20 protein-coding genes and 1 tRNA gene are annotated in these 26,995 nt (G+C 56.4%); 12 read left to right on the top strand and 9 right to left on the bottom strand.

The window, feature by feature from the left end:
* Positions 1 to 344: 344 nt before the first annotated feature.
* Positions 345 to 1,550, bottom strand: a complete 1,206-nt coding sequence (carA, locus tag RMR21_RS10130) for a glutamine-hydrolyzing carbamoyl-phosphate synthase small subunit (protein ID WP_498667905.1) — start codon at positions 1,548 to 1,550, stop codon at positions 345 to 347.
* Between the two features lie 322 nt (positions 1,551 to 1,872).
* Here carA and RMR21_RS10125 point away from each other — a divergent pair, with 322 nt between their 5' ends.
* The 4 genes from RMR21_RS10125 to RMR21_RS10110 all read left to right on the top strand — a co-directional run bounded on the left by RMR21_RS10125 (position 1,873) and on the right by RMR21_RS10110 (position 8,212).
* Entirely contained in the window at positions 1,873 to 2,325 is a 453-nt protein-coding gene (locus RMR21_RS10125; protein WP_498667904.1) for a GatB/YqeY domain-containing protein, read from the top strand.
* A gap of 380 nt (positions 2,326 to 2,705) precedes the next feature.
* Positions 2,706 to 4,685 (top strand): DNA primase, encoded by a 1,980-nt coding sequence (gene dnaG, locus RMR21_RS10120; protein ID WP_498667903.1) that lies wholly within the window; start codon positions 2,706 to 2,708, stop codon positions 4,683 to 4,685.
* Between the two features lie 393 nt (positions 4,686 to 5,078).
* On the top strand, positions 5,079 to 7,133 hold the full coding sequence (gene rpoD / locus RMR21_RS10115) for an RNA polymerase sigma factor RpoD (RefSeq protein ID WP_174153580.1): 2,055 nt from the start codon (positions 5,079 to 5,081) through the stop codon (positions 7,131 to 7,133).
* Between the two features lie 119 nt (positions 7,134 to 7,252).
* Positions 7,253 to 8,212 carry a DUF930 domain-containing protein gene (locus RMR21_RS10110; RefSeq protein WP_498667902.1) on the top strand — a complete coding sequence of 320 codons (960 nt, stop codon included), beginning with the start codon at positions 7,253 to 7,255 and terminating at the stop codon, positions 8,210 to 8,212.
* 9 nt (positions 8,213 to 8,221) lie between these two features.
* Here RMR21_RS10110 and RMR21_RS10105 read toward each other — a convergent pair whose 3' ends face one another.
* Complete coding sequence (locus RMR21_RS10105) at positions 8,222 to 10,774, bottom strand: HWE histidine kinase domain-containing protein (RefSeq protein ID WP_498667901.1); 2,553 nt, start codon at positions 10,772 to 10,774, stop codon at positions 8,222 to 8,224.
* A gap of 276 nt (positions 10,775 to 11,050) precedes the next feature.
* Here RMR21_RS10105 and RMR21_RS10100 point away from each other — a divergent pair, with 276 nt between their 5' ends.
* Both RMR21_RS10100 and RMR21_RS10095 read left to right on the top strand, forming a co-directional pair.
* On the top strand, positions 11,051 to 11,473 hold the full coding sequence (locus RMR21_RS10100; RefSeq protein WP_498667900.1) for a secondary thiamine-phosphate synthase enzyme YjbQ: 423 nt from the start codon (positions 11,051 to 11,053) through the stop codon (positions 11,471 to 11,473).
* A gap of 137 nt (positions 11,474 to 11,610) precedes the next feature.
* A complete protein-coding gene (locus RMR21_RS10095) occupies positions 11,611 to 11,943 on the top strand; it encodes a hypothetical protein (protein WP_498667899.1) in 333 nt (110 codons plus the stop codon).
* Positions 11,944 to 12,056: 113 nt separating this feature from the next.
* Here RMR21_RS10095 and RMR21_RS10090 read toward each other — a convergent pair whose 3' ends face one another.
* Positions 12,057 to 12,794, bottom strand: a complete 738-nt coding sequence (locus tag RMR21_RS10090) for an SIMPL domain-containing protein (protein WP_498667897.1) — start codon at positions 12,792 to 12,794, stop codon at positions 12,057 to 12,059.
* 185 nt (positions 12,795 to 12,979) lie between these two features.
* Here RMR21_RS10090 and RMR21_RS10085 point away from each other — a divergent pair.
* From RMR21_RS10085 to RMR21_RS10070, 4 genes are all read left to right on the top strand, one after another.
* Positions 12,980 to 13,055 (top strand) — tRNA-Ile (locus tag RMR21_RS10085).
* A 286-nt stretch (positions 13,056 to 13,341) separates the two neighbouring features.
* Positions 13,342 to 14,421, top strand: coding sequence for a hypothetical protein (locus tag RMR21_RS10080; RefSeq protein ID WP_498667895.1), 1,080 nt, complete (start codon positions 13,342 to 13,344; stop codon positions 14,419 to 14,421).
* Between the two features lie 172 nt (positions 14,422 to 14,593).
* Positions 14,594 to 15,046, top strand: a complete 453-nt coding sequence (locus RMR21_RS10075; protein ID WP_498667893.1) for a hypothetical protein — start codon at positions 14,594 to 14,596, stop codon at positions 15,044 to 15,046.
* Between the two features lie 302 nt (positions 15,047 to 15,348).
* Positions 15,349 to 15,834 (top strand): dual specificity protein phosphatase family protein, encoded by a 486-nt coding sequence (locus tag RMR21_RS10070; RefSeq protein ID WP_498667891.1) that lies wholly within the window; start codon positions 15,349 to 15,351, stop codon positions 15,832 to 15,834.
* Between the two features lie 181 nt (positions 15,835 to 16,015).
* Here the strand turns inward: RMR21_RS10070 and RMR21_RS10065 are convergent, their stop codons facing one another.
* Entirely contained in the window at positions 16,016 to 17,263 is a 1,248-nt protein-coding gene (locus RMR21_RS10065; RefSeq protein ID WP_498667889.1) for an AGE family epimerase/isomerase, read from the bottom strand.
* 181 nt (positions 17,264 to 17,444) lie between these two features.
* Between RMR21_RS10065 and metH the strand changes: the two genes are divergently transcribed.
* On the top strand, positions 17,445 to 21,221 hold the full coding sequence (gene metH / locus RMR21_RS10060; protein WP_498667887.1) for a methionine synthase: 3,777 nt from the start codon (positions 17,445 to 17,447) through the stop codon (positions 21,219 to 21,221).
* Positions 21,222 to 21,281: 60 nt separating this feature from the next.
* Positions 21,282 to 21,722, top strand: a complete 441-nt coding sequence (locus RMR21_RS10055) for a hypothetical protein (protein ID WP_498667885.1) — start codon at positions 21,282 to 21,284, stop codon at positions 21,720 to 21,722.
* 73 nt (positions 21,723 to 21,795) lie between these two features.
* Here RMR21_RS10055 and RMR21_RS10050 read toward each other — a convergent pair whose 3' ends face one another.
* The 5 genes from RMR21_RS10050 to RMR21_RS10030 all read right to left on the bottom strand — a co-directional run bounded on the left by RMR21_RS10050 (position 21,796) and on the right by RMR21_RS10030 (position 26,838).
* Positions 21,796 to 22,839, bottom strand: coding sequence for a zinc-dependent alcohol dehydrogenase family protein (locus RMR21_RS10050; protein WP_498667883.1), 1,044 nt, complete (start codon positions 22,837 to 22,839; stop codon positions 21,796 to 21,798).
* 56 nt (positions 22,840 to 22,895) lie between these two features.
* A complete protein-coding gene (locus RMR21_RS10045) occupies positions 22,896 to 23,954 on the bottom strand; it encodes an ABC transporter ATP-binding protein (RefSeq protein ID WP_498667881.1) in 1,059 nt (352 codons plus the stop codon).
* An 11-nt stretch (positions 23,955 to 23,965) separates the two neighbouring features.
* Positions 23,966 to 24,748 carry an ABC transporter permease gene (locus tag RMR21_RS10040; RefSeq protein ID WP_498667879.1) on the bottom strand — a complete coding sequence of 261 codons (783 nt, stop codon included), beginning with the start codon at positions 24,746 to 24,748 and terminating at the stop codon, positions 23,966 to 23,968.
* A complete protein-coding gene (locus tag RMR21_RS10035; protein WP_498667878.1) occupies positions 24,745 to 25,635 on the bottom strand; it encodes an ABC transporter permease in 891 nt (296 codons plus the stop codon). Before RMR21_RS10035 ends, RMR21_RS10040 begins: the two co-directional genes overlap by 4 nt.
* 96 nt (positions 25,636 to 25,731) lie before the next feature.
* Positions 25,732 to 26,838 (bottom strand): ABC transporter substrate-binding protein, encoded by a 1,107-nt coding sequence (locus tag RMR21_RS10030; RefSeq protein ID WP_498667875.1) that lies wholly within the window; start codon positions 26,836 to 26,838, stop codon positions 25,732 to 25,734.
* Positions 26,839 to 26,995: the final 157 nt, after the last annotated feature.

Genomic DNA, 26,995 nt, shown 5'->3' with positions numbered 1-26,995 from the left:
GGGCGATCTGCTTTACGATGAGCCACACCTTGCGCTTCTTTGCCGACCAAGTCGGAGATACCATATCTGAGATTTGCGGGGTAAAAGAACAATCAGGATCTGTCGCGGCAACTCGGTTTCAAACATCTGTCCCAACGACCTTGAGTATCAAGGAAATCGTCACGGATGAAACGGACGAGCGCACGTACTGGACGTGCGAAACGGACGTCGTAAGGGGTGCTCTGAAGGATCGAGAACGTCTCAATCGATCTGTCCTCTTCGGCAGCGGCTGCTTGACCAAGGTTATCAAAACAATGGCCCGCTGAACGCGGGCCGAATATCGCTGACCAGTTTTCCGATTCGTATCAGCGCTCTGCGAGAGCCGGTTCACCCTTCTTCTCACGCAGCAGATTGACGAAGCGGCGGAAGAGATAGTGGCTGTCCTGCGGGCCGGGGGATGCTTCAGGGTGGTGCTGAACGGAAAACACCGGCTTGCCGGTGATGCGCAGACCACAATTTGTGCCGTCGAACAGGGATGTGTGGGTTTCTTCGATACCCTCAGGCAGAGACTTGGCATCGACAGCGAACCCATGGTTCATGGAGACGATTTCCACCTTACCGGTGGTGAAGTCCTTGACCGGATGGTTTGCGCCATGGTGGCCCTGGTGCATCTTTTCGGTCTTGCCGCCGACGGCGAGCCCGAGAATCTGGTGGCCGAGGCAGATGCCGAACATCGGTAGTTCCGTCTTGATCAGGTCCTGAATAACCGGCACGGCATAGACGCCGGTCGCAGCCGGGTCACCAGGACCGTTGGACAGGAAAACGCCATCCGGCTTGAGCGCCATGATGTCTTCGGCAGACGTCTGGGCAGGAACGATCGTGACCTTGCAGTCGAGACCTGCAAAGAGGCGCAGAATGTTGCGCTTCACGCCAAAATCCAAGCATACGACATGATACTTGGCGTCAGTCTCGCCCAGCGTGCCATACCCCTCGTTCCAAACCCAAGGTGTCTCGTTCCAGATGGAAGACTGGCCGGATGTTGCTTCGATAGCAAGATCAAGACCTTCAAGACCGGTCCACGCCTTGGCTTCCGCCTTCAGCGCATCGATATCGAAAACGCCGTTCGGATCATGGGCTATGACGGCGTTCGGCGCACCATTTTCGCGGATCCAGGCCGTTAGCGCACGTGTATCAATGCCGCAAAGTCCGATGATACCCCGAGCCTTCAGCCATGCGTCGAGATGCTTGGCCGCGCGGAAGTTGGATGGTTCTGTGATGTCGGCCTTGAAGATCACGCCGACCGCACCACGCCGTGCGGCAGGTGTCAGGTCTTCGATGTCTTCGTCATTGGCACCGATATTGCCGATATGCGGGAAGGTGAAGGTGACGATCTGGCCCAGATAGGACGGGTCGGTCAGGATTTCCTGATATCCGGTCAGCGCCGTGTTGAAGCAGACTTCCGCCTGCATCTTGCCTGTTGCGCCGATGCCGGTTCCCTCGATCACGGTGCCATCGGCCAGGACGAGCATGGCGGTGGGTTTGCGGGTGGTCCAGGGTGCTGTCTCGGTCATCTCGTTTCCCGTTTCTGCCACTTGGGCCCGCTCTTTAAAAGCAGGTCAAAGCGGTCATCTTTTTTCGCGGATAAGGGCGCGCGAAAGACTTCGCGTCGTGACCTTCGTTAAAATCCTGTGCAGGTGCTGGAAAATAACGAAAGGGGCGCGAAGGGTCAACCGCGGCCCTGTGGATTATCCGGATTTAAAATCCATTTGATTCAGATGCTTATGCAAATGATTTGCCGATACTCGGTTGCTCGTTTATGTCACGGCCAAAATAATGATGGAAATGCCTGACCGATCCATGCCGACAGACAGGGCCTTTCCCAAGGAGAAAGACATGATCCGGGATACCTTCGCCGCCGCTTTGAAAGACGCCATGAAAGCCCGCGAACCGCGCCGTCTCTCGACGATTCGCCTTGTCCAAGCGGCTATCAAGGATCGCGATATCGCCAATCGTGGTGTCGGCAAAGATCCGGTTTCCGACGAGGAGATTTTGCAGATTCTGGCCAAGATGACCAAGCAGCGCGAAGAGTCCGCCGGTATCTACGATCAGGCGGGCCGTGCTGAACTTGCCGAACACGAGCGCGAAGAAATCGTCATCATCAAGAGCTTCATGCCGGAAGAAATTCCGCAGGAGAAGGTGCGCTCCATCCTCGAAGGCGTTATTGCGGAGACGGAAGCCTCCGGCCTGCGCGACATGGGCAAAGTCATGGCGGTTCTGAAAGAGCGTTATCCTGGCCAGATCGATTTTGGTAAGGCCTCAGGCCTGATCAAGGAACTGCTGAAGTAAAGCGACGATTTTAAAGAAGGAAAGGCAGGGCATATGTGGATGCCCTGCCTTTTTCATGCGTGGAGATGCGCTTTGGGGAAAAGTGCATGTTCGGCGCTCTTGGGGGATATCGCTCGAACCATCCAGCATCACGCAAACGCTCGGCATCATGCCGATACATCGAAATTAGGACGGGTTTCGTCCTGGATCAAATTACAAAAACGTAATGTTGCCGGGTTGTCTTCTGCCGTAAAATTGCCTGAAGTTCGCGCAGTCATGAGAGTGATTTGCGTCGAGACTGCCTGTGAATAACGGGCATCATTGGTTTCAGCGCTTGGTAATTTCGTCTGGCTGCGCTTATATAGTGGATAGGCCGAAACAGGCACCGATCCCAGGTAAAGATGCGCTTTTCAAACTCATTTCTCGACGAGATACGTGACCGAGTGAACATCTCCGATGTTATTGGCAGACGTGTGACCTGGGACAGGAAGAAGAGCAACGCATCTAAAGGTGACTATTGGGCCTGCTGCCCGTTCCATGGTGAGAAAAGCCCGAGCTTTCATTGTGAGGATCGCAAAGGGCGCTACCATTGTTTCGGCTGCGGGGTGTCTGGTGACCATTTCCGCTTCCTGACCGATCTCGACGGCATGGGCTTTCCTGAAGCCGTACAGCAGATTGCCGATATGGCCGGTGTCTCCATGCCGCAGCCCGACGTGCAAGCGGAGCGGCGTGAGCGTGAGCGTGCCACGTTGCAGGACGTCATGGAAATGGCGACGTTGTTCTTCCAGGATCAGTTGCAGACGTCGGCCGGTGCCCGAGCGCGCGCCTATCTTCGCGATCGCGGTTTGAGCGGGCGTACGATCGAGACGTTCCGTCTGGGTTTCGCGCCCGATAGCCGCAACGCACTGAAAGAGCATCTGGCTTCCAAGGGTATTGCCAAGGAGCAGATGGAGGCCTGCGGCCTAGTGGTGCATGAGAATGTTCCGGTGTCCTATGATCGTTTTCGTGACCGCATCATGTTTCCCATCCTGTCGTCACGTGAAAAGGTCATTGCCTTCGGTGGTCGTGCGATGGCTGCTGATGCGATGGCCAAATATCTCAACTCCAACGAGACGGAGCTTTTTCACAAGGGCAACGTGCTCTATAATTTCGCCCGCGCCCGGCGCGCCACGCAGTCATCCGGCACGGTGATCGCCGTCGAAGGCTATATGGACGTTATCGCGCTTTATCAGGCAGGTGTCGAGAACGCGGTGGCGCCACTCGGTACGGCGCTGACGGATAATCAGCTCGAGCTGCTGTGGAAGATGTCGCCGCAGCCTGTTCTGTGTTTCGATGGCGATGGTGCTGGTATTCGTGCCGCCAGCCGCGCTGCCGATCTTGCCCTGCCGCATATCAAGCCTGGTCGTTCCGTCAGCTTTGCGCTGCTTCCGGATGGCAAGGACCCTGATGATCTTGTGCGCCACGAGGGCAGGGCGCCTTTCGACCGCGTACTTGCCGAAGCCAAGCCGTTGGCCGCAATGATCTGGAGCCGGGAAACCGCCTCGGTGACCTTCGATACGCCGGAAAAGCGCGCCGAGCTTGAAAGCCGCTTGCGACAGATCGTATCCGTCATTGGAGATGAAAGCGTGCGGCGCTTTTACCAACAGGATATGCGCGACCGGCTGAATGCGTTTTTCCAGCCACAATTCCAGCGCGGCAACGGGCCTAATGGCAGTTTCAGGCGCGGGGAGGGCAACGCCAACCGCAACGGACAAAGAACGCCAGCGCGGGGAAGCACTACGGGCGCTGGCAGCATATCCGACCGGCTCAGCCAATCCGGGCTGGTGAAGGGGTATCTCGCTGCGCCAGCCTTGCGCGAGAGTGTGTTAGCGCTGACCATTGTCAACCATCCGCAGCTGCTGCTGGAAGAATATGACGAGATCGCTGCCATCGACTACGAAAGTCGCGACTTGCAAAGGCTGTGGTCGCAGGTGTTGACCTATGCGGCAGAAAACGGTGCCGAGCTGTCACGCGATGGTCTTGTTTCCCGGCTTGAGGCGCAGGGCTTTGACATTTTGTTGAAAGCCATGAACCAGCAGGTGCGCAATGCCCGGCTTTGGACCGCGACGGAGCAGGCGGCGCCCGAAGACGCGCGAGAGGGGTATACGCAGTCGCTGTCGCTGCATAAGCGCACCAAGGCTTTGCGCTGGCAAAAGATCGAGCTTGAGCGCGAGATTGCCGAGGCAACGGAAGCGGGCGACGGCGAGCGCATGGTTCAATTGATGCGCGCGCTTTCGGAGGTTCAGCTGGAGATTGGACGGATGGAAAATCAGGAGGCGATCATCGATGGTTTCGGGGTCATGTCCGGCAGGGTCAAGGGTCCGGCCTATGGCCACGGTTAGGCGTTTTGCGCCGTTTGAGGCTTGTCTTTTGCACAGATAGACCTAAATAGGGGTTAAGTTGGTGAGGTCCGTGAAATGTCGCGGGGATAGTGGCGTTTTTTGGCTTTTAACCCTCGGTTGGGCCATAAACGCTTGACGTGACGGGAAATAGCGGGAATCACCATTTCAGGAAAAGTAAGGTGGAATGGGCCTTTGGCGGATCGAAACTGCATGGAAAAGCATTTCCGGATGCACTGTCTTGAGGTTCCGCCTGTGGTAGCCGTGGTTAAACGGCAATTAAAGATCATTCCGTTAGGTGTTTGGCGGTGATTCGCGGCCAGAGCCGGATGCCTTTTCAAGGCGATCGGTTTTGCGGCGGAGCGGATGTTAGCGTCAGGGAAAGCGACGAGATAGATGGCAACCAAAGTCAAAGAAAACGAAGAAGCTGAAAACGAACGCGACAGCGCGACGGATGGGCCGCTTCTCGATCTTTCGGATGACGCGGTCAAAAAGATGATCAAGGCCGCGAAAAAACGCGGCTACGTCACCATGGATGAGCTGAACGAGGTGCTGCCGTCGGATCAGGTCGATCCTGACCGCATCGAAGATATCATGGCAATGCTCAGCGAAATGGGCATCAATGTGGTTGAAGACGAGGACGCCGAAGAGGCGCCAGCGGAAGCCGAAGATGCCGACGCCGAGGCAGAAGAGTCCGAAGGGGGCGAGCTCGCGCCCTCCAGCGGCACTGCGCTTGCGACTGCTAAGAAAAAAGAGCCGACAGACCGAACCGATGACCCGGTACGCATGTACCTGCGCGAGATGGGCTCCGTCGAGCTTTTGTCGCGCGAGGGCGAAATCGCGATTGCCAAGCGCATTGAGGCTGGCCGCGAGACGATGATCTCTGGCCTTTGCGAAAGCCCTTTGACGTTCCAGGCGCTGATCATCTGGCGCGATGAATTGAACGAAGGCACGACGCTTCTGCGCGAGATCATCGATCTCGAAACCACCTATTCTGGCCCGGAAGCCAAGGCTGCCCCGCAGTTCCAGAGCCCTGAGAAAATCGAAGCGGACCGCAAGGCTGCTGAAGAGAAGGAAAAAGTCCGCCGTTTGCGCAATCCCGGTGGCGACGATGACGTGACGAATGTCGGCGGCGAAGGCCTTCCGCATGAAGAGGAAGAAGAGGACGACGACGAGTCCAATCTTTCGCTTGCTGCGATGGAAGCCGAACTGCGTCCGCAGGTCATGGAAACGTTGGATACGATTGCGGATACTTACAAGAAGCTGCGCAAGCTTCAGGACCAGCAGGTCGAGGCGCGTTTGGCTTGCACCGGTACGCTGTCTACCGGTCAGGAACGCCGTTACAAGGAACTGAAAGATCAGCTGATCACGGCGGTTAAGTCGCTGTCGCTGAACCAGAACCGCGTCGACAGCCTTGTCGAGCAGCTTTATGATATTTCCAAGCGCCTTATGCAGAACGAAGGTCGTCTTCTGCGCCTTGCCGAATCCTACGGCGTGAAGCGTGACGGTTTTCTGGAGCAGTATCACGGTGCGGAACTTGATCCGAACTGGATGAAGTCGATCGCCAATCTGGCCGCCAAGGGCTGGAAGGAATTTGCACGCGAAGAAAACAATACGATTCGCGACATCCGTCTGGAAATCCAGAACCTTGCACAGGAAACCGGTATTTCAATTGCCGAATTCCGCCGTATCGTTTCCATGGTCCAGAAGGGTGAGCGCGAAGCGCGGATCGCCAAGAAGGAAATGGTCGAAGCCAACCTGCGTCTGGTGATCTCGATTGCGAAGAAATACACCAACCGTGGTTTGCAGTTCCTCGATCTCATTCAGGAAGGCAACATCGGTCTGATGAAGGCGGTCGACAAGTTCGAATACCGTCGCGGTTACAAGTTCTCGACCTATGCGACATGGTGGATCAGGCAGGCGATCACCCGTTCGATCGCGGATCAGGCACGCACGATTCGTATTCCGGTGCACATGATCGAGACGATCAACAAGATCGTTCGTACATCGCGCCAGATGCTGCATGAAATCGGTCGCGAACCGACGCCGGAAGAACTGGCTGAGAAGCTTGCCATGCCGCTCGAAAAAGTGCGCAAGGTTCTGAAAATCGCCAAGGAACCGATTTCGCTCGAAACTCCTGTCGGTGACGAAGAGGATTCTCATCTCGGCGACTTCATCGAAGACAAGAACGCGCTTCTGCCAATCGATGCCGCCATTCAGGCTAACCTGCGTGAAACCACAACGCGCGTGCTGGCATCGCTGACGCCACGCGAAGAGCGCGTTCTGCGCATGCGTTTCGGCATCGGCATGAACACGGACCACACTTTGGAAGAAGTCGGTCAGCAGTTCTCGGTCACGCGCGAACGCATTCGACAGATCGAAGCCAAGGCTCTGCGCAAGCTCAAGCACCCGAGCCGTTCGCGCAAGTTGCGTTCGTTCCTCGATAGCTGAGTTTTTGTTAGTGGAAGACATCAAACCCGGTCAGTTTTCTGGCCGGGTTTTTCTTTTTGGGGATGGTGTACGCCCCTAAAACGATTATCTCTGACACATTTAAAGGACATGACCTTCGGATGGAAAAGGATGGCAGGAACAAATGGTGGCAGGGGAGCTGGACAATTCCGGTTTCACTCATGCTGCATGTTCTTGTCGGCACGACCTATCTTGTATGGTCCGGTTATACGCCAGTTCCTGCTCAGCCGCAGCCCGAGAGCGTCAGCGTCGAAATGGTAGAGCCTCCGAAAGAGGAGCCGCCACCCAAACCTGAGGAAAAGAAACAGGAAGAGAAGAAGGCGGAAGAGCCGCCGCCTGCGGAGGAAAAACCGAAGGAGCCGCCACCGCCATCGCAAATTCCACCTGTGGCCATCCGTCCGGGGCCAACGCAGTTGGACGAGCGCGATGAACCCGGTGAGCAGCAGTCCGGTGGACAGGAGCAAGAGACGCCTGAAAAGGCCGAGGAACCCTCGCAACCTGTGACCCCACCGCAGCAGGAACCGAGTGAAAACAAGGGTGCGACGGCTGCCGATAAAGCAAATTCCGATCAAGGAGAAATACCGGCTTCACCAGCTTCTGTGCCTGACGAGATTGCCTCAGTTGCCATTCCGCTGCCGAAACCAGAGCCCAATCCAATGCCTGCGAAAGCAACGCCAGACGGGGAGGGTAATCCCGAACTCAAGCCCGCGAAGAAGATCATATCTGCGGCAAAGCGCCCCGGTCCCATGTTGCGTCAAATCATGGGGAACCTACCACCCCGCCAGCGGGTGATACAGTTATGCGTCTCCGAGGCAATGGCTCAGATCAAAGTGAGCAGAGGTCCTTACGAGGGGCTGGAGCCCCATACGGGCAAGAATTTTCCCGTTTCCGGCAATATAATGGATGCTCAGGGAGCGTTTAATGTGGGAACGCAGTGGTACCCGATCGACTATCGTTGCAACGTGGATATCGACAACTACATCGTCACTGATTTTAATTATGCGATCGGTCCGAAATTGTCGTCTGAAGACGCTAAACGCCGCGGCTTACCTACCTTCTAGGTGATAGTTTTAAGCCAGTACCTGCCTGCCAACCAGTTTGCCGATCGAGCCGATGAGCGAAACCTCGTCGTAAGGCTTGCGGATTACTGGCACATGCGCGAATTCGCTTGGGATCATGATGCCATCGGCATAACCGGTGGCGAACATGAATGGAATTTCGCGGCGCAGCAGCTCGTAGGCAACCGGTAGCGACGTATCGGTGCCGAGGTTAATGTCGAGAATGGCGACGTCGGGTGTCAGGCTCTTCAACTTATCCAGCGCCATGGCCGAAGACGTGGCGGTTTCGATGTCGGTGATGCCGCGCGCTTCCAGCATATATTCGACATCCATGGCGATCAGCATTTGATCTTCAACGAGAAATACCCGCAATGTTTCCTCCGCGGCATAGGGTGTGTAAGGGTCCGAGGCGTTGCTCGATAGTTCCAGATTGATTTGTGGCTGGCCGGGCGTCGCGTGACGGGCAGGCAGCACAATTTCGGCTTCGATGCCGTGCGGCTGATAGGTCACTCTGCTTTTCCCACCCAGATCATAGGGAACGCTGCGGCTGATGAGGGCAGATCCAAAGCCTGTCTTCGTTGGTGGCGTCACGTTTCCTGGTACTGTCTCACGCCAGGAAATAACACAATCGCCCATATCGTTCAGCTCCCAGGCAATGCAGAGCCGACCGCCGGCCTGGCCGAGTGCGCCGTATTTCGCAGCATTCGTTGCCAGTTCGTGTAAAACCAGTGCCATGACCGAGAATGCACGGGAATCCAGCAGAACGCTTGGCCCTGTCGTCTCGATCTCGCTAGCTGGAGACCTGTGCGGTGATAGCTCAGCATCCAGCAGATCACGCAACTGACCGCCACCTTCGCCACGAACGACCTGATCATGAGCAAAAGATAGAGCCTGAATGCGACCTTTCAGGGCAGAAACATACTCTTCCAGCGTGCGGCCTTCCTGCGTTGGGTTCCCAACCAGAGATTTGATGATGGCCAGAACGTTCTTGACGCGGTGGTTGAGCTCTTCGTTCAACATGCGCTGACGCACTTCCGCCTGCGCTCTTTCGCCAGCCATCAATTCACTATGGCGGAAGGCTACCTCCACAAGTGCCACGCGCGCGGCTTCCGCAATCTGTCGGTCTTCTTCGGTCCACGGCTGAGACTGCTGGTGCACGGTTTCTTTCCACAGCGCAAAGCTTTTGCGCGGGGTCAGGCGATCGCCCAGAGGTCCGGTCTCGTAGGACTTATCGGGGTTGCCGCCCCAGTTTAAAGTCTGAACAAGTTCCCTGCGAAAGAACATCAGGTAGTCGTTTTTGACCTGAGACAACGGTACGGCCAGCATGCCTGCAATTTCGCCGCCCAGATATTCCGCTTCAGGCAGCTGGTTTGACAGCGCATGTGTTGCCCACACGCGCCCCTCGGACACCGAACTGGCCAGACGACCGAGGTGCGGTGCAAGCGATGGCGGTGGAACCGTGCCGACCGTATACCAGCGCTCGTTCATCCAAACGCCAACGCCATCGCAAGGCATCAACCTGCTGAAATCCGGCAGGTTCTCAACCAAGAGCTCTTCTATATTGTTGTGGTGTGCCGCCAGACGGAGGAATTTGTCGAGCGATGCATGGGCGTCATGCGCAGTCGCTAGCTTTTTCTTCTGTTTCAAAGCCTGGAGGTGAAGCGAGAAGAACTCTCCGAACATCTCTGCGGCAATGCGAATGGGCATGGGGAGTATGCGCGGTGAATAATGATGGCAGGCGATCAGCCCCCACAATTCGCCATCATTGATGATGGAAATCGACATGGATGCCGACACGCCCATATTGCGCAGATACTCGCAGTGGATGGGTGAAACGCTGCGCAAGTGTGAATAGGACAGATCCAGGGGTTCCCCCGAATGGTCGAGCGTGGGTTCAACCGCTACCCGTTCACCGCGTGAATCCGAGATGATCCGCAATGTGTTTTTAAGGTAGAGAGCACGCGCTTGCTTGGGAATATCGCTGGCCGGGAAGTACTGGCCAAGAAAGCTCTCAAGATCGGATTGTTTGGCTTCTGAAATAACTTTTCCGGCGCCATCCTGTTCAAAGCGGTAGACCATAACCCGGTCGTAACCCAGCATCGCCTTGATCAATCGTGTGGTGCGGGAAATCAGGCTCTCGACACTGTCCGCTTCACGGATGCGATCGATCATAAGCTGGGCAGTGTGCAGCGGCTGCGCCTCATTGCTGGCAGGTTCCAGTTCAACGATGGTCACAACCTTGTAGCGATGAATGGCAATATCGAAAGACTTTCCGCAGGCAAGCTTGACCTTGGGCAACATGGCTGGACGGCTGCTGTTGGCCGTCACCGTCAGTGCGTTTCTCAGGTCGTGAACGACATCGCTGCCCAAAAAATCTTCAATCGGCCTACCGATCATCTGACCAGCAAAGCCTAGCACATCATGACAATTGACGGAGTGCCGAGTGACGGTGCGCATAGCACTGTCGCAAGCAATCAGACACCCGTGCGGCTGGATATATCCCGGTATGTGAATAGGCTCTATGTCGCAGTTGGTGAGATCGACCTGCTGGACTTGCGACGTCATGAAGTGGTCTTTCGGTAGCGAGATAGAATAGGGTGCATATTGTCGGTATTTTGCAATAAATGTGATGTCGTTAAAGACTTCATCTCACAAAATATAGTCGAAATTTGGCAGGCGAACGAGTATTTTCGTACAGCGGCATATTCGTACATTAAAAGCGCGTTCCCCTTCGTACTGGTCCCCGTGCCGTCGTCTCGCGTGGACGCACGTCACATTTTGGCCTGAAAACTCAGAACGACCGGCTAGACGTTTCGTTCCAATCCGAAAGCGAAAATATTTTTGTCCCAGAAAATTCTCTTGATCTCCTCACGCGGCCAGGGTCTTTATGAATTCACCCGTGACGCGGCAGCCTTCGTCAAAGCCAATGCGATGGAGGAGGGGCTTCTGACGCTTTTCGTGCGCCACACGTCTTGCTCCCTGCTCATCCAGGAGAATGCCGATCCCGATGTAAAACGGGATCTGTCGCAATTCTTTGCGCGGATGGTGCCACCCGCGAGCGATCCTTCCATGGCGTGGGTCTCGCACACGATGGAAGGGCCCGACGATATGCCGGCACACATCAAGTCGGCACTCACGCAGGTTTCTCTTGGTATTCCTGTGGCCAGCGGCAAGCTCCTACTGGGCACATGGCAAGGCATTTATCTCTTTGAGCATCGCAACCAACCGCATGTGCGCCAGATCGTCATGCACCTTTCCGGTTGACCCAGCCCATTGTGTTTGGCGCCATGAATGTATGCTGAATGGGCGGTTCTGAAAGCGTTCACACGCTGCCGATTATTGTCATATCAGTCGACCGGGTCACCTCGCATCCCGGCGAAGATTTGAAACGGAGTAAGACAATGATCAGCACATTCGCAAAAGTAGGCGTTGCAGCCCTACTCGCCATCAGTGGCCTCTCTGCGGCGGCATCGACTGCCTCTGCGCAGGATGTTCGTTACGGGCTCCACGTCCAGGATGGTCCACGTCACGGCGGTAATTGGGGTCGTCCGGATCGTGGCCGCGATCGCTGCGCCCCTTGGCTGGCCGAAGAAAAGGCAAGCCGAATGGGCCTGCGCCGCGTCCGTGTTGTTGACGTTTCTCCTCGCCGCGTCGTTGTTGCCGGTTTCGACCGCCAGGGTCGTGACCGCGTCGTCTTTGCCAATGTTCGCGGCTGCCCGGTTGTGCGTCGATAACCATTGCACGAAGATCGCCTAGAATAAAAATCCCCTCGCCATGGCATCGTGACGAGGGGATTTTCGCTGTGCACCAGTGCACAGGAAGAGGCGCCATGTGCGCCTCTTTTTATTTATTGCTCCAGGGAAAACGTCACGTTGACATTGACCTTGTAGGTGTTCTCACCCGCTGCCACCGGCACGCTGTCGGATTTCTCCATGGCCGCTGCCCGCATCATTGTTTGCGGCATGGACATCGGGCGCTGGGAGGTCTCCGTGATTTCCAGCACGCGTCCAAGCTTGACGCCCGCTGACTCGGCGAGTGTCTTTGCCTTCGCCATGGCATCCGCTACAGCAGCCTTGCGCGCTTCTGTCACCGTCGCCTCAGGCTTGTCGTTGGTGAAGGTGATATCTCCGCCCTGGTTGATGCCGAGCGTGACGGAACGATCCAGAATCTCTCCGAGTTTGGAGATGTCCCTGACACGCACGGTCAGCCCGTTGTTGACCTGATAACCGGTGATCTCTGGCGCGATATAAACTCCATCCTTGGGTTCAAACTGCTTGTAAAGCGCCTGAACCGAGAAGTTGGATGTCTGCAAATCTCTGTCGGCGATACCGGCGGATTTCAACGCGGCCTGAACCTCTTTCATGGCGCTACTGTTGTCTTTAAGCGCTGCCGCGGCCGTTTGCGCCTGCTTCACGACGCTGAAGGACAGGATCGCCATATCAGGCGCCACCGCCGCGTCGCCTTCACCTGACACACTGATCACGGGTTCCCGCTTGGTATTGTCCTGCGCAGATGCGGCCATGGGCACGGCCACAAGAGCCGTAAACGCTGATAGCGCCAGGGAGCAATATAGTTTCGATGTCATTGAGGTTCCTCTTTTTTAGCGTCTCTGACTGCCCGTGTCGCAGGAGATTATGGGTCTAATACGGCATAGATGCCGCACGCCGTAAGACAACGGCTTGTCGCGTCCAAAAAATTGCGTTAAAGCCAACCCCGCGCGAGGTTGAACCATTGCAACCGCGCATTCCGAAATGGCTAATGCCACCGGAAGGGCCTGTAGCTCAATGGTTAGAGCCGGCGGCTCATAACCGCTTGGTTGGGGGTTCAAGTCCTCCCGGGCCCACCATTTATGTCCGTCGCCACATCAGGCTGGACTTGTCTTGCATAGGTTTCGGTTTCCTATGAAGAGCTCAAGAGGTTCAATCCCGCGAGCGCGTAAATCCCTGATGCTTCAATAGCGCTGTAGAGTTTAAGCGGGCTGCAGGTGACCAGAATATGTTTACGCTGGGTCGCCGCCATGAGTTGCAAAATTTGTATCTAATCCAAGGCGCCTCTCTTCGATAACGCACATCAAGAAATAGGTGACACCACGCTGCGTTGCGTTATTGTCAACCTGCATAACGGGGGTGGTGATGAGCGTTACGGTTGACGATTCCGGGTTCAAGCAAGGCAATGCAGGCGGCATCATCGCACAGGTGATCTTGATTTCCGTCGTGGCGATGATTGGCTGGAATATCGCGTTACCCGGGCTTGATCCTGCATTTATGGAAACGCAACTAAGGAATGGCGTTCCCTCGCAACTCTCCGTCCTTGCGCTTGGAACTGGGCCGATCCTGACCGCGTTTGCACTCGGACAGATTGGTAGAATTCTCGTTCCCCGTCTGGAAAACAGCGTCGCTATCGTCACTCTTGAAAATGTGGTGGCTTTGCTGATTGCCGTGTCGCAGGCCTATGGCATTGCGCAATCGGTAGCAACAATGGGGTTTCTGGCTGACGACAGCGCGTTCGGTTTAGGGATAATCGTCGCATCTCTGATTGGCGGTGTTGCGGTTCTTTTGTTCATGTCGAGACTGGTCGCTCTCCCAAGCCTTCTTGCTGGGTTCTGGATTGTCTGGCTTTTACCTGCGCTGATTGGTTTGCCTGCTCAGCTTTCTTCGTGGTTTGAGCTCCTAAGGATGGGCGCCGTCGGTGTCTTGCACCTCTTAGGCGCTATCCTTGTGATGACTATCGCCGCTGCGATGATCATATTTGCAATCCGTACAGTGATGCAAAGCATCGATCGGCAGCATGTTGCGGAGTCAGTGAACAGTTCCGTTCACGTCATGAACATCATCATATGGCCACCCTTTCTGGCGGCGAGTGCTGGCGGTTACCTCCTGATACCACTTGTGTTTCTATCACCGGATTCCTTGGCGGATGCCTCTTGGTTGAGGATTTACGTTCTCGCCATGACCGCTCTGCTCATTCCCGTTTTCGTCTTCGGTTATTATCGTTTTTTCAGACTTAAAGGCATCAGGTTTCCTGTCCCGGCGATGCTGGTGCTTGTGGTTGTGCAGATCGCGTTGATGCTCGGTGGAGAACTCGTTGTGGATCAGATCATGCTGCCTCTCCCGCTCAACGGCACGACCTTGCTGGTTATGGTCGCTGTCGGCTACGCTATCATCGACGCAGTCCGCAGGTCGTCTGCTCCATCGCAAAGAACCATCACGTAAAGGTGTTGCCTGCGGAGTGTTGGCCTTTGTTTCAGGCTTTGGCTCTTCGCAAGCGATGTGTGTAACTTGACACGACGTGCAGACCGCCACATCGGCAGGGCGAGACGCAGATCGATCAGGGAGGTATTATGATCAGACAATCGGCAACCGCGACTTCAGGTGCGTTACGCAGATGATTGTTGGTATCGTCATGACGGCAGCTTTGCTGCTTTTCCTCATCGGCTTTCCTCGGCATATCAAGCCTGTCGTGATCGGGCTCGCCATCGTCTGGGCATCGACGGTTTCCTGGGTGGTCTTCGACTGGTGGCGCTCTGGCGAACGACTGAACGCCATCATCGCGACTGCGTCTTTCGATCCGACCTGCACGGAAGCCACCGCCCCCATTCGGGTCAGCTTTCAAAACACCAACGGCGTTGCCGTACGCCGTCTGACCTATACATTGGAAGGGTTCGAGGCAGCCTTCCGCGCGTCGGTTTCATTTGATCCCTACCAGATCAGCGAGAGGCGTCTGGAACCCCACGAGACCTATGCCGCATGCCGCCCGTTTCGTCTCCGCAACAATGAAAACGTCGATGGCAGAGACCTCGAATGGCGGGTGACGATCAACTCGGCCGAATTCGACTGATGTTTCCGAACGCTTAACCATAGCGACAATCGGGCAAATCTCACGTCTTTTTGAACTCATTCTTTGCAGAATGTTTTACCCGCTAACATAAAAGACTTTGCAACGGTTTGGGCATGTCTCTTCACCGGTTGAGAGGGGTGAGACGGCGTGAATGCAACTTTCGGGTCATTGTATCGGCTGGGACGGGATGCCATTTGAACGGTAATTGATGAATTGTTCCAAAAGGTTCGACTTTGATTTTACGTATTTTGAAAATTGGCGTGTTGGCTCTTGTCGCTTTGCCAGCCTCGGTTGGCGCCCATATGGGCATCAACCAGCTTACGGGGAATTTCCATGAAGTATTGCCCGGAGAGCTTTACAGATCGGCGCAGCCGTCCGGTGCTGATGTTGCCAAATACGCACAACAGTTCGGTATCAAGACCATCATCAATTTACGCGATGAGGACCGTGATGATTGGTACGCGCAGGAAAAGGACGCCGCCGCGGCCAACAATGTCCAGCTGATTGATTTCCCGCTCAGTTCCTCCAAAGAGGTGCCGCAAGCCCGCGCAGAGGAATTGGTGCGTATCATGAAGAACGCGCCAAAGCCCTTACTCATCCATTGCGAACACGGCGCTAACCGCACCGGCCTTGCCTCCGCCATCTATGTCGGCGCTGTTGCCCGCAAGAGCGAACAAGCGGCAGAATTCCAGCTTTCCCCGTATTACGGGCACGTGCCGATCAAGGGTGTTGGTCGTTACGAAATGTATCAGTCGTGGGATAACTTCGAAGAGACGCTGGGGTTTTGACACTTTCCTCCGGCACACCGCACGGGGATATCGCGCGTGAGTTTTCGTCACAACGAGAGCTTCTTTCTCGGTTCGGTCGGCAATCGGAAGGTCTCTTCAGCCCAAAGATTTGGGCTGACTGCATTAAACGTCATGTGCGGAATGACGGAAAAACCGAGCTTTCGTCAGCTCCCCGCGCTCGTTAAAACCGTCCGCCCTTTTCCGAAATCACCTTCGTCAAGCTGCCATCCGCAGGAAACAGTGGAATGAGGCAGGCTTGCAGCGCGTGGTAGATGTCGCCCTTGCCTGGGAAGATCGTGTTGGCAGGGATCAGGTTTTCCGTCAGCTCCTCGTGCCAGCCACCGTTCTGGTGGTCGAGGAAGCTGTTGGCGATGGTGCTCCAGACGCGGCGATAGCTGTCCTCGTAGAACTCATCGGCCGGCAGGTGTTCGTTGAGGAAATGAGCTGCACCGGCGGCCTCGCACATCGGCCACCACAGCTTTTCGCGCTTGGCAGGAGTGTTGTCCCAATCCAGCGTATAGAAGAAGCCGCCCTTTTCGCGATCCCATCCCAGCGACATGGATTGTACGAACAGGGATTTCGCAGCCATCGGCATCCACTCATGCTTGCGCCCACCCAACACCCAGAGCTGGAGCATGAGGCGTGCCCATTCCAGCCAGTGGCCGGGCGTGGAGCCGGAGGGGCGGAACATCTCGTTGCCACGATAATCCTTGTCCAGCACCCAGTTCTCATCGAAATGTTCGGGAACGCGAAAATCCAGCGCGCCGGCGGCACGGCGAATGACGAGATCGGCGATGCGCTCGGCCTTGGTCAGATAGGCGGTGTCGCCTGTGGCCTCGAAGGCCGCCATCAGCGCCTCGGTCAGGTGCATGTTGGAGTTTTGACCGCGATAGTTTTCGATAGGAGACCAATCGCGATTGAACTCCTCGTTGATTGCGCCGTGCTTTTCTTCCCAGAACTTCGTTTCAAGAACGTTGGTAATGTCTGCCAGCATCTGGTCGGCCAGCGGATGTCCAACGGTCTTGGCAGACGACGCTGCAAGCAGTACGAAGGCATGTCCGTAACCCTGCTTACTGGCATCGACGGGGCCATTTTCATCCACTTGCCAGAAATATCCGCCGTGCTCCGTATCGCGATGATTGTTCCACAGATAGGTCATGCCGTGGTCGATGACATCGCCGCAGCCCGGGCGACCCAGGAGGTGGCCGATTGAGAAGCAGTGCACCATGCGCGCGGACATATGGATGCCGCGAACCGGGTTTTCTGGTTGCAGGGTCAAGCCTTGGCGGTCGAGATCGAAAAAACCGCCCTTGGGGTTGATGGCGCGATACTGAAAGAAGTCGAACAAACCTTCCGCCTGCTTTGCCAGCCATTGCCGGTGCCAGGGTAGGGTGCTCCAGTTCGTTTTCCCGTGGTTCGCCTCGGTCATCTCTTCCTCCGTATGTTACGCTCGTGCGATTCTCTATATCTTTGGGACGTAACAGTGTCATCCATAACGAAAATTTCGTACCCTTATAATAGATGCTAGAAATCAACGATATATTGACATAAAGATATCTTTATGTGAGTGACGAGTTTGCAAATCACCTGCGCTAATGAGGAGTGTGCCGATGTTGGACGATCTTTTTGGACCCACAGGGGGCAATAAGCGTGACGGCGCGGAAATTCTAAGGGCTATTCGGCAGGCCGCGCAGGAACGTATTCTCATTCTCGATGGCGCGATGGGAACGCAGATCCAGGGGCTGGGTTTCGATGAAACCCATTTCCGCGGCGATCGCTTCATTGGCTGCGCCTGTCACCAGCAGGGCAATAACGACCTTCTGATTCTCTCCCAACCGGACGCGATCGAGGACATTCATTATCGCTATGCCATGGCTGGCGCGGATATTCTCGAAACCAACACGTTTTCGTCCACGCGCATCGCGCAGGCGGATTACGAGATGGAAGGCGCCGTTTATGACATGAACCGCGAGGGCGCGTTCATCGTGCGCCGTGCTGCCCAGCGGGCGGAGCGGGAGGATGGCCGTCGCCGTTTCGTGGCTGGTGCCATCGGGCCGACCAACCGCACGGCCTCCATGTCTCCTGATGTCAACAACCCCGGCTACCGCGCCGTTAGCTTCGATGATCTGCGCATTGCCTATGGCGAGCAGATCGACGGCCTGATCGATGGCGGTGCCGACCTCATTCTCATCGAAACCATCTTCGACACATTGAATGCCAAAGCCGCTATATTCGCCTGCGAAGAACGCTTTGCCGCGAAGGGTATTCATCTGCCGATGATTATCTCGGGCACGATTACCGACTTGTCCGGCCGCACGCTGTCTGGCCAGACGCCGTCTGCCTTCTGGAATTCCGTGCGTCATTCCAACCCGTTCACCATCGGCCTGAACTGCGCGCTGGGTGCCAGCGCCATGCGTCCGCATCTGCAGGAACTGTCCGAGGTTGCCGATACCTTTATCTGCGCCTACCCGAATGCCGGTCTGCCCAACGAATTCGGTCAATATGACGAAACGCCCGAGATGATGGCCGCTCAGGTGGCAGAGTTTGCGCGCGAAGGGTTGGTCAATGTGGTGGGCGGCTGCTGCGGCTCCACGCCGGATCATATCCGCGCCATTGCCGAGGCCGTGAAGGGTTTCGAGCCGCGCAAGGTGCCGGAACATCGGTCCTTCATGTCGCTCTCTGGTCTTGAGCCATTCGTGCTGACGAAGGACATTCCGTTCGTCAATGTCGGGGAGCGTACCAATGTCACCGGCTCTGCCAAGTTTCGCAAGCTCATCACCGCTGGCGATTATACGGCGGCTCTTGCCGTTGCTCGCGATCAGGTGGAAAACGGCGCGCAGATCATCGACATCAACATGGATGAAGGCCTGATCGACAGCCAGAAGGCGATGGTCGAGTTCTTGAACCTCATCGCTGCCGAGCCGGATATCGCCCGCGTGCCTGTCATGATCGACAGTTCCAAATGGGAGATCATCGAGGCTGGCCTGAAATGTGTGCAGGGCAAGTCCATCGTCAATTCCATCTCGCTGAAGGAAGGCGAGGAGAAATTTCTGGAGCAGGCGCGTCTTGTACACCATTACGGTGCCGCCGTCGTCGTCATGGCGTTCGACGAGGTGGGCCAAGCCGATACCTACGAGCGCAAGGTGGAAATCTGCACGCGCGCCTACAAGATTTTGACCGAACAGGCAGGCATTCTACCAGAAGACATCATCTTCGACCCCAACGTCTTTGCTGTCGCAACGGGCATCGAGGAGCATAATAATTACGGCGTCGATTTCATCAACGCCACGCGCACCATCCGTGAAACCATGCCGCTGGTACATATTTCCGGCGGCGTCTCCAACCTGTCCTTCTCCTTCCGCGGCAATGAGCCGGTGCGCGAGGCCATGCACGCAGTGTTCCTTTACCATGCCATTCAGGCAGGCATGGACATGGGTATCGTCAATGCCGGTCAGCTCGCCGTTTACGAAAGCATCGACCCGGAACTGCGCGAAGCCTGCGAAGACGTGGTGCTGAACCGCCGTCCCGATGGCACCGAGCGGTTGCTGGAAGTGGCGGAAAAATTCCGGGGCGGTCCTGGCCGCGAAGCCAAGGCGCAGGATCTGACTTGGCGCGAATGGCCGGTCGAAAAGCGCCTGTCACACGCGCTGGTCAACGGCATCACCGACTATATCGATGCCGATACTGAAGAAGCGCGCCAGCAGGCGGCTCGTCCGCTGCATGTCATCGAAGGACCGCTCATGGCGGGCATGAATGTGGTGGGCGACCTGTTCGGCTCAGGCAAGATGTTCCTGCCGCAGGTCGTCAAATCCGCGCGTGTCATGAAGCAGGCAGTTGCCGTGCTTCTGCCCTACATGGAAGAGGAAAAGCGCCTCAATGGCGGCGATCAGCGCAAGGCTGCCGGCAAGGTGCTCATGGCGACGGTGAAGGGCGACGTGCACGATATCGGCAAGAACATCGTTGGTGTTGTTCTCGCCTGCAACAATTACGAGATCATCGATCTCGGCGTGATGGTTCCCGCGACCAAGATTTTGGAAACGGCGATTGCCGAAGAGGTGGATGTGATCGGTCTGTCTGGCCTTATCACCCCGTCGCTGGATGAAATGGTGCATGTCGCGGCCGAAATGGAGCGTCAGGGCTTCAATATTCCGCTGTTGATCGGCGGCGCGACGACCAGCCGCGTGCATACGGCCGTCAAGATCCATCCACGGTACGAAAAGGGACAGGTGATCTACGTCACCGATGCTTCGCGTGCTGTCGGTGTTGTGTCTGCTTTGCTGTCCGAAGATCAAAAGCCAGCCTATATCGATGGTATCAGGGCTGAATACGCCAAGGTGTCTGAAGCGCATGCCCGGAATGAGCGGGAAAAGCTGCGCCTGCCGCTGTCACGGGCGCGCGCCAATGCGCATAAGGTGGACTGGACGGTCTATCAGCCGGTCAAGCCGAAGTTCCTGGGCACCCAGACGTTTGAAGACTATGATCTGGAAGAGCTTGCCAAATATATCGACTGGACGCCCTTCTTCCAGACATGGGAAATGAAGGGCCGCTACCCCGCCATTCTGCAAGACGAGAAGCAGGGCGAGGCAGCGCGTCAGCTCTTTGCCGATGCTCAGGCGATGCTCAAAAAGATCATTGACGAAAAGTGGTTCCGCCCGCGTGCCGTGATCGGCTTCTGGCCCGCCAATGCGGTGGGCGATGACATCAAACTGTTTACGGACGAGACCCGCGCTAAGGAACTCGCGACATTCTTCACGCTTCGCCAGCAGCTGTCCAAGCGCGATGGCCGCCCGAATGTGGCGCTGTCGGATTTCGTCATGCCGCAGGACAGCGGCACCACCGATTATGTCGGCGGTTTCGTGGTCACGGCAGGCATTGAGGAAGTGGCGATTGCCGAACGCTTTGAGCGCGCCAACGACGATTACTCCTCCATTCTTGTCAAGGCACTTGCCGACCGTTTTGCCGAAGCCTTTGCCGAGCGCATGCATGAGCGGGTCCGCAAGGAATATTGGGGTTATGCGACACATGAGAGCTTCGACCCCGACGACCTGATCGGTGAAGCCTATGATGGTATTCGCCCTGCGCCTGGCTACCCGGCCCAGCCCGACCACACCGAAAAGGAAACCCTGTTCCGCCTCCTGGATGCGACGGAAGAGACGGGCGTGGTGCTCACAGAAAGCTACGCCATGTGGCCCGGCTCTTCCGTTTCCGGCCTCTATATCGGCCACCCCGAAAGCTACTATTTCGGCGTTGCGAAGGTAGAGCGTGATCAGGTCGAGGACTATGCCAAGCGCAAGGGGATGCCGATGGTTGAGGTTGAGCGCTGGCTGGGACCGGTCCTGAATTATGTGCCTGTTGAAGCCGAGAAAGAGGTTGAAACGGCCGCCTGATAATCCGATTCAGGTTGTTGTCTGGTTGATTCCAAAATGAGACGCTGTGTATTGATTTGAATGGAAAAAAGCGCGGATCGTTTCGCGCTTTTTGCCATTCTGTACACATTGCATCTGCCTATTTTAGCCAGAAGACAGAATTGTCGGCAAAGCTTTTACATTGTATTAGAGTTTTTGAATGTATTTTTAGGTTGTCATTTTGAACGACGCCCTCTTATGGAGATCATCGTGCAGCAACTGTCTTCTCTCGTGTTGGTCTTTGCGACGCTCACGATCTTAAGTGCCCGTTTCGTAACCGGCGCGGAAAGCAGTGACCGATGGGGCGCTGGTGTCGGCGCCCTGTTCCTCGGCCCGCTCGTTTTTTTCTTTATCGCCCACACGATTCTATATCTCGGAGCATGGATTTTCCGGGGCAGGGATGGCGTTGCTTCTTACGCCACCACCAAGCTAAACCGGGTTTCCGCGCTGATGACGATTTTGGCGGCCATGGCAGTGGCTTGAGGTTGTCTAGAGTCAAGGCATGTCCGGTGGAAAAGAGGGCGGCTCGCCATACCGACCGACGCCGTAGCCCTAACTACTCAAACCGGTCAATAATACTAATTCCACTTTCCTTGAAGCGATCCATAGCTGGTAGTGCCGTCACCGCATCCGACAAAGTAATATGCCGTCCAATCAGCTTTTCCGGCGAAAGTCTGCCCGTATTGATCATCGCCAACATATCGTCATAGCGCCATGCCTGCATGCCGTGGCTACCGTAAATTTCCAGCTCATGCGCAATCACCCGTGCCATCGGTATCTGTGGCATGGAATGATCGGCCAGCATCAGGCCTACCTGCACGTGACGTCCGCGACGGCGCAGGTTGGTGATGGAGTTGCAGCAGGTCTGTGGATGGCCGAGTGCGTCGACAGAGACATGCGCGCCGCCGCCGGTGATGTCGCGCACGGCTTCGGCCACATCAGCCACGTCGCGGCTGTTGATCGTGGCGGTCGCGCCCAACTCTTTCGCCAGTGCCAGCTTGTCCTCGACAATATCGATGGCGACGACCTGGGCACCGAGCCCGGCACCGATCATGATGGCGGAGAGACCTACGCCGCCGCAGCCATGCACGGCCAGCCACTCGCCGCCTTTCAGCCGACCCTGATCGACCACGGCGCGGAAGGAGGTGGCGAAGCGGCAACCGAGGCTGGCGGCCGTATCGAAGCCCATTTCATCGGGCATGTGGACCAGGTTCTGGTCGGCATAGTCGATGGCGACATATTCGGCATAGGAGCCCCAATGGGTGAAGCCAGGCTGGAACTGCGTTTCGCAAACCTGTTGGTTGCCGGAGCGGCACTCCTGGCAATGGCCACAGCCAGACACGAAGGGTACGGTGACGCGGTCACCCACCTTAAAGCGCATCACGTTTTTGCCGACGGCTGAAATGACGCCCGCAAATTCATGGCCGGGTACATGCGGCAGGCGGATGTCTGTGTCATGGCCCATCCAGCCGTGCCAGTCGCTACGGCAAAGGCCGCTTGCCTTGACCGATATCACCACGCCGCCAGGCGTCGGCTGCGGGTCCGGCAGGTTGGCGACAACCGGGGCTTCGCCGAAGCGTTCGTAGAATAATGCACGCATGGTGGGTCTCCTGAGATGGCTTGGTTTAGCCGGATTTCCCAGTCAGAAACAGTGCGTCACTCTGCTACAATCATCAAATCTTCTGATGCAAATTTCAGGGTGATACGCTCGCCGATGGCAGGTGGTGTCTTGCCGGGGTCGTTGAACATATCGAAGGAGAGCGTCGCCCCACCAACATCCATACGGGTGCGGATGACCGAGCCGAGGAAGTGGCTCGACGTCACGATGCCGGAAATGGCGACATCGCCTGGATTGGCTTCACCCAGCGACCCTGCCTCGGGACGCAGCGCGACGGTTACCGTCTCGCCTTCGGTCTTGTTCAGCGGCTTTTTCAGGGTGACCTGCTGGTCGCCGATGCGGATGGTGCTGGTTGCGGCATTCACGACGATGGCATCGATTAGGTTCAACGTACCCACGAAAGACGCAACGAACCGCGTCGCCGGTTTGTTGTAGATGTCGAAGGGCGTGCCGATCTGGTCTGCGCGTCCGGCATTCATGACCACGATGCGGTCGGAAATGGTCAGCGCCTCCTCCTGATCGTGCGTCACGAAAATAGTGGTGATGCCGAGCTTGCGCTGGATCTGGCGGATTTCTTCGCGCAGCGATACCCGGATCTTCGCGTCAAGCGCCGATAGCGGCTCGTCCAGTAGCAGCACCTGCGGCTTGGGTGCGAGGGCGCGCGCCAGCGCCACTCGCTGCTGTTGCCCGCCGGACATCTGGTAGGGATAGCGATCCGCCAAGTGGTCGAGATGGATCAGCGCCAGCATTTCCTTCACACGCGCATCGATTTCCGCCTTCGGCTTGCCCGCGATCTTGAGACCGAAGGCGACGTTTTCATAGACGTTCATGTTGGGAAACAGTGCGTATGCCTGAAACACCATGCCGATATTGCGCTGATTGGGTTTCAGCGTCGTCTGGTCCTTGCCGTTGATGACGATTGCCCCATCGCTTGGCGTTTCGAACCCGGCGATCATGCGCAAAATCGTGGTCTTTCCGCAGCCCGATGGTCCGAGGAAGGAAACGAATTCTCCCTGTTTAATCGTCATGTTGAAATCATGCACGACCTGAACCGAACCGAAGGATTTTCTGATGTTATGGAGTGTCAAAAAGCTCATAAAATAAGTCCTCAGGCCTTGGGAGGCGCGCCTTTTTGATAGCGCGAGACGAGTTGAATAAGGCCTAGGCAGCCCCATGTGATGCCGAAGGAAATGACGGCAAGGGCAGCAGGCTCATAGGCGCGGTTGGCACCCAGCAATTGCATGTAGGGACCAAAGGCCGGACGGTTCAGCAGAGCCGCCATGGTGAATTCGCCGATGACGATGGCGAAGGTCAGGAATGCACCCGATAGCACCGCCACCAGCACATTCGGCAAAATGATGCGGGCGAGAATGGTTGTCCAGCCCGCGCCAAGGCTTTGTGCGGCTTCGGTCAGCGTGGTGATGTCGATGGTGCGAAGCCCGGTATCGACTGCGCGGTACATATAGGGAAGAGCAAGCGTCGTATAACCGAACATCAGCAGCAGGTTGGTGCCCGATGTCGTCCCCGTCAGCGGCAACCAACTGGAGGTGTTGTAGAGCCTGATGTAACCGAAGACGATGACGATCGCCGGGATGACCAGCGGCAGCAGGGTGATGAATTCGATGACGGGGCGAAGTGCGGGCAGTTTCAGGCGCACCCAGTAGGCCGTCGGCACCACAAGCAGGACGCCGAAAATGATCGTGCACAGCGCCATCATGATCGAGAAGGTGAACGTCTCCTGAAATCTTGGATCGCTCAGTACCTTGCCATAGGCATCGAAGGAATACTCGCCGCGCCGCATTTTCAACGAAAAGTTGGTCATGCCGATCAGCGGCAGGGCGAAATAAAGTAGGCCGAAAAGCAGCGCGCCCCAAGCGAATAGACGCTTCATTTCAGCCACCTTTCGCTGCGCGTGCGCATCCAGATGTAAAGAGTGTTGGCAATGCAGGTTACGAGGATCATGCCGAAGGCAAGTGCATAACCGAGGTGGGGATTGCCCAGCACGTCCCCACGAATCTGTGCAAACAACAGAATGGGTACGATATTCAGTGATGAGCCGGTCAAGGCAATGGCCGTTGCAACCGCCCCGAAGGCATTGGCAAACAACAGCGAGAATGTGCCGAGAATGGACGGCAGCAGAATGGGAAAAGCCACCATGCGCCAATATTGCCAGCCGCTAGCGCCGAGAATTTCCGCCGCCTCGCGCCACTCGCGCTTCAACCCGTCGAGCGCTGGTGTGATGATGAGGATCATCAGCGGTATCTGGAAAAACAGGTAGGTCACAGTCAGCCCCCAGAAGGACAGGATGTTGAATCCTAGCAGCCGCAGATCAAGGCCAAGCTGGGTTTTCAAAAATACGGTGACGAGGCCGACGGGCCCGAGTGTGGCAATGAAGGCGAAGGCCAACGGCACGCCCGCAAATTGCGAGGAGACGCCGGAAAACGTCAAAAGGGGAGAGCGGACTTGTTGCGGCAACCCGCCCAGGACCACGGCCGTCGCGACGCCAAAGCCGATCAGGCAGCCCAGCGCAGCGGATGCGACGCTGATCTTGATGGAGATCCAGTAGGCGGAAAGAATGGACGCGGTGAAAAGGCCCGCGATGTTTTCAAAGGTAAAGCTGCCCTCGGGCGTCTGAAAAGCGCCAAGGACGATCTTCATCGTCGGCATGATCAAAAAAAGCAGAATGAAAATGGCAAATGGCAGAACACCCAGCCACTCCAGCTTCAGCCGTCGCCCGACTGCTGGTCGCGGTGGTGCGCCATTGATGTTTGATGTCATATCCCGTTCCCGAACGCCGCAGTCATCGCGGTCTTTTCATTTTTAGATGATCCGCCCCGGTATCTGCAAAGACCGGGGCGACTTTTCTTTTGTGGCTTACTTCACGTTCGCGCCAACGACCTTGTCCCAGCCGCCGGTGACGGCAGCTTTGTTGGCATCCACGTCTTCCAGTGTTGGGAAAATGGCCTTTTCATAGGCCGCTGCTGGTGGCAAGGCGTCCAAGAGGTCCTTCGGAATCTTGTTTGCCTTGGCGAGAGCGTTGAAGCGGATCGGGTGGCAATAGCCCTTCAACCAGCCAAGCTGACCTTCGTCGGAGTAGAGGTGCTCCATCCAGAGCTTGGCAGCGTTTGGATGCGGTGCGTAGGCAGAGATGCCCTGCACGTAAACGCCAGCCAGAACGCCGGAGGATGGTACGACGACTTCCGTCGGCGGGTTGCCGTTCAACGTCTTTGCCCATGACAGCGCGTTATAGTCCCATGCTACGACGATCGGTGTCGCACCCTGAGCAACGGTACCGGCTTTGCCGATAACAGGCACAAAGTTGCCAGCCTTGTTCAGCTCGCCGAAATATTTGAGGCCAGCTTCACCAGCTGCCTTGCCGTCCTTTGCACCGCTGGCGAGACCAGCCGCGAGAACACCGAGAATAGCCTGGTTAGAGGCGCGTGGATCGCCAGCAAGCGCGACCTGGCCGGAATATTCAGGCTTCAGAAGGTCTGCCCAATCCTTGGGCGTGTTGGTAACGAGATCCTTGTTCACAAACAGCGACATCACACCATAATAATCGCCGTACCAGTAGCCTTCGGCATCCTTAACATTGTCAGGAATTTCGTCCCATGTGGAAACCTTGTAAGGCTGGAGAAGGCCTTCCTTCTTGGCCTGTGGGCCGAATGCAAGACCAACGTCGATCACGTCTGGAGCCTGTGGGCCCTTGTTGTCCTTGTTGGCCTTGATGGCCTCGACTTCATCCGCAGAACCGGCGTCCGGGTTCAGTTCATTGACCTGAATTTCCGGATACTTTGCCTTGAAGGAGGCGATGACGTCACCATAACCACACCAGTCGTGCGGCAGGGCGATGGTCGTCAGCATGCCTTCCTTCTTGGCGGCTGCGATGAGTTCTGCGCTGGGCGCTGCAGAGGCAATCGCAGTGGATGCGATGACCATTGCGGTGGTGAGCGATAGCAGGCGGCGGGTGTGCGAGATCACGGTTGGTTCTCCTCTGTGTGTCCGATGCGTCTGACGACGCTGTACGTGGGTTGCATGAATGTTATGTGACGGATTTTTCAGGCGGTCGCCCGCCCTCATCATGGTCCCTGCCGTTTTCTTGCCATCATTACGCCCATTCGTCGCCATGATATTTGAG

The organism is Agrobacterium sp. rho-8.1, from assembly GCF_033957725.1.
GTDB lineage: Bacteria > Pseudomonadota > Alphaproteobacteria > Rhizobiales > Rhizobiaceae > Agrobacterium.
This window is presented reverse-complemented; position numbering and strand designations above follow the sequence as displayed.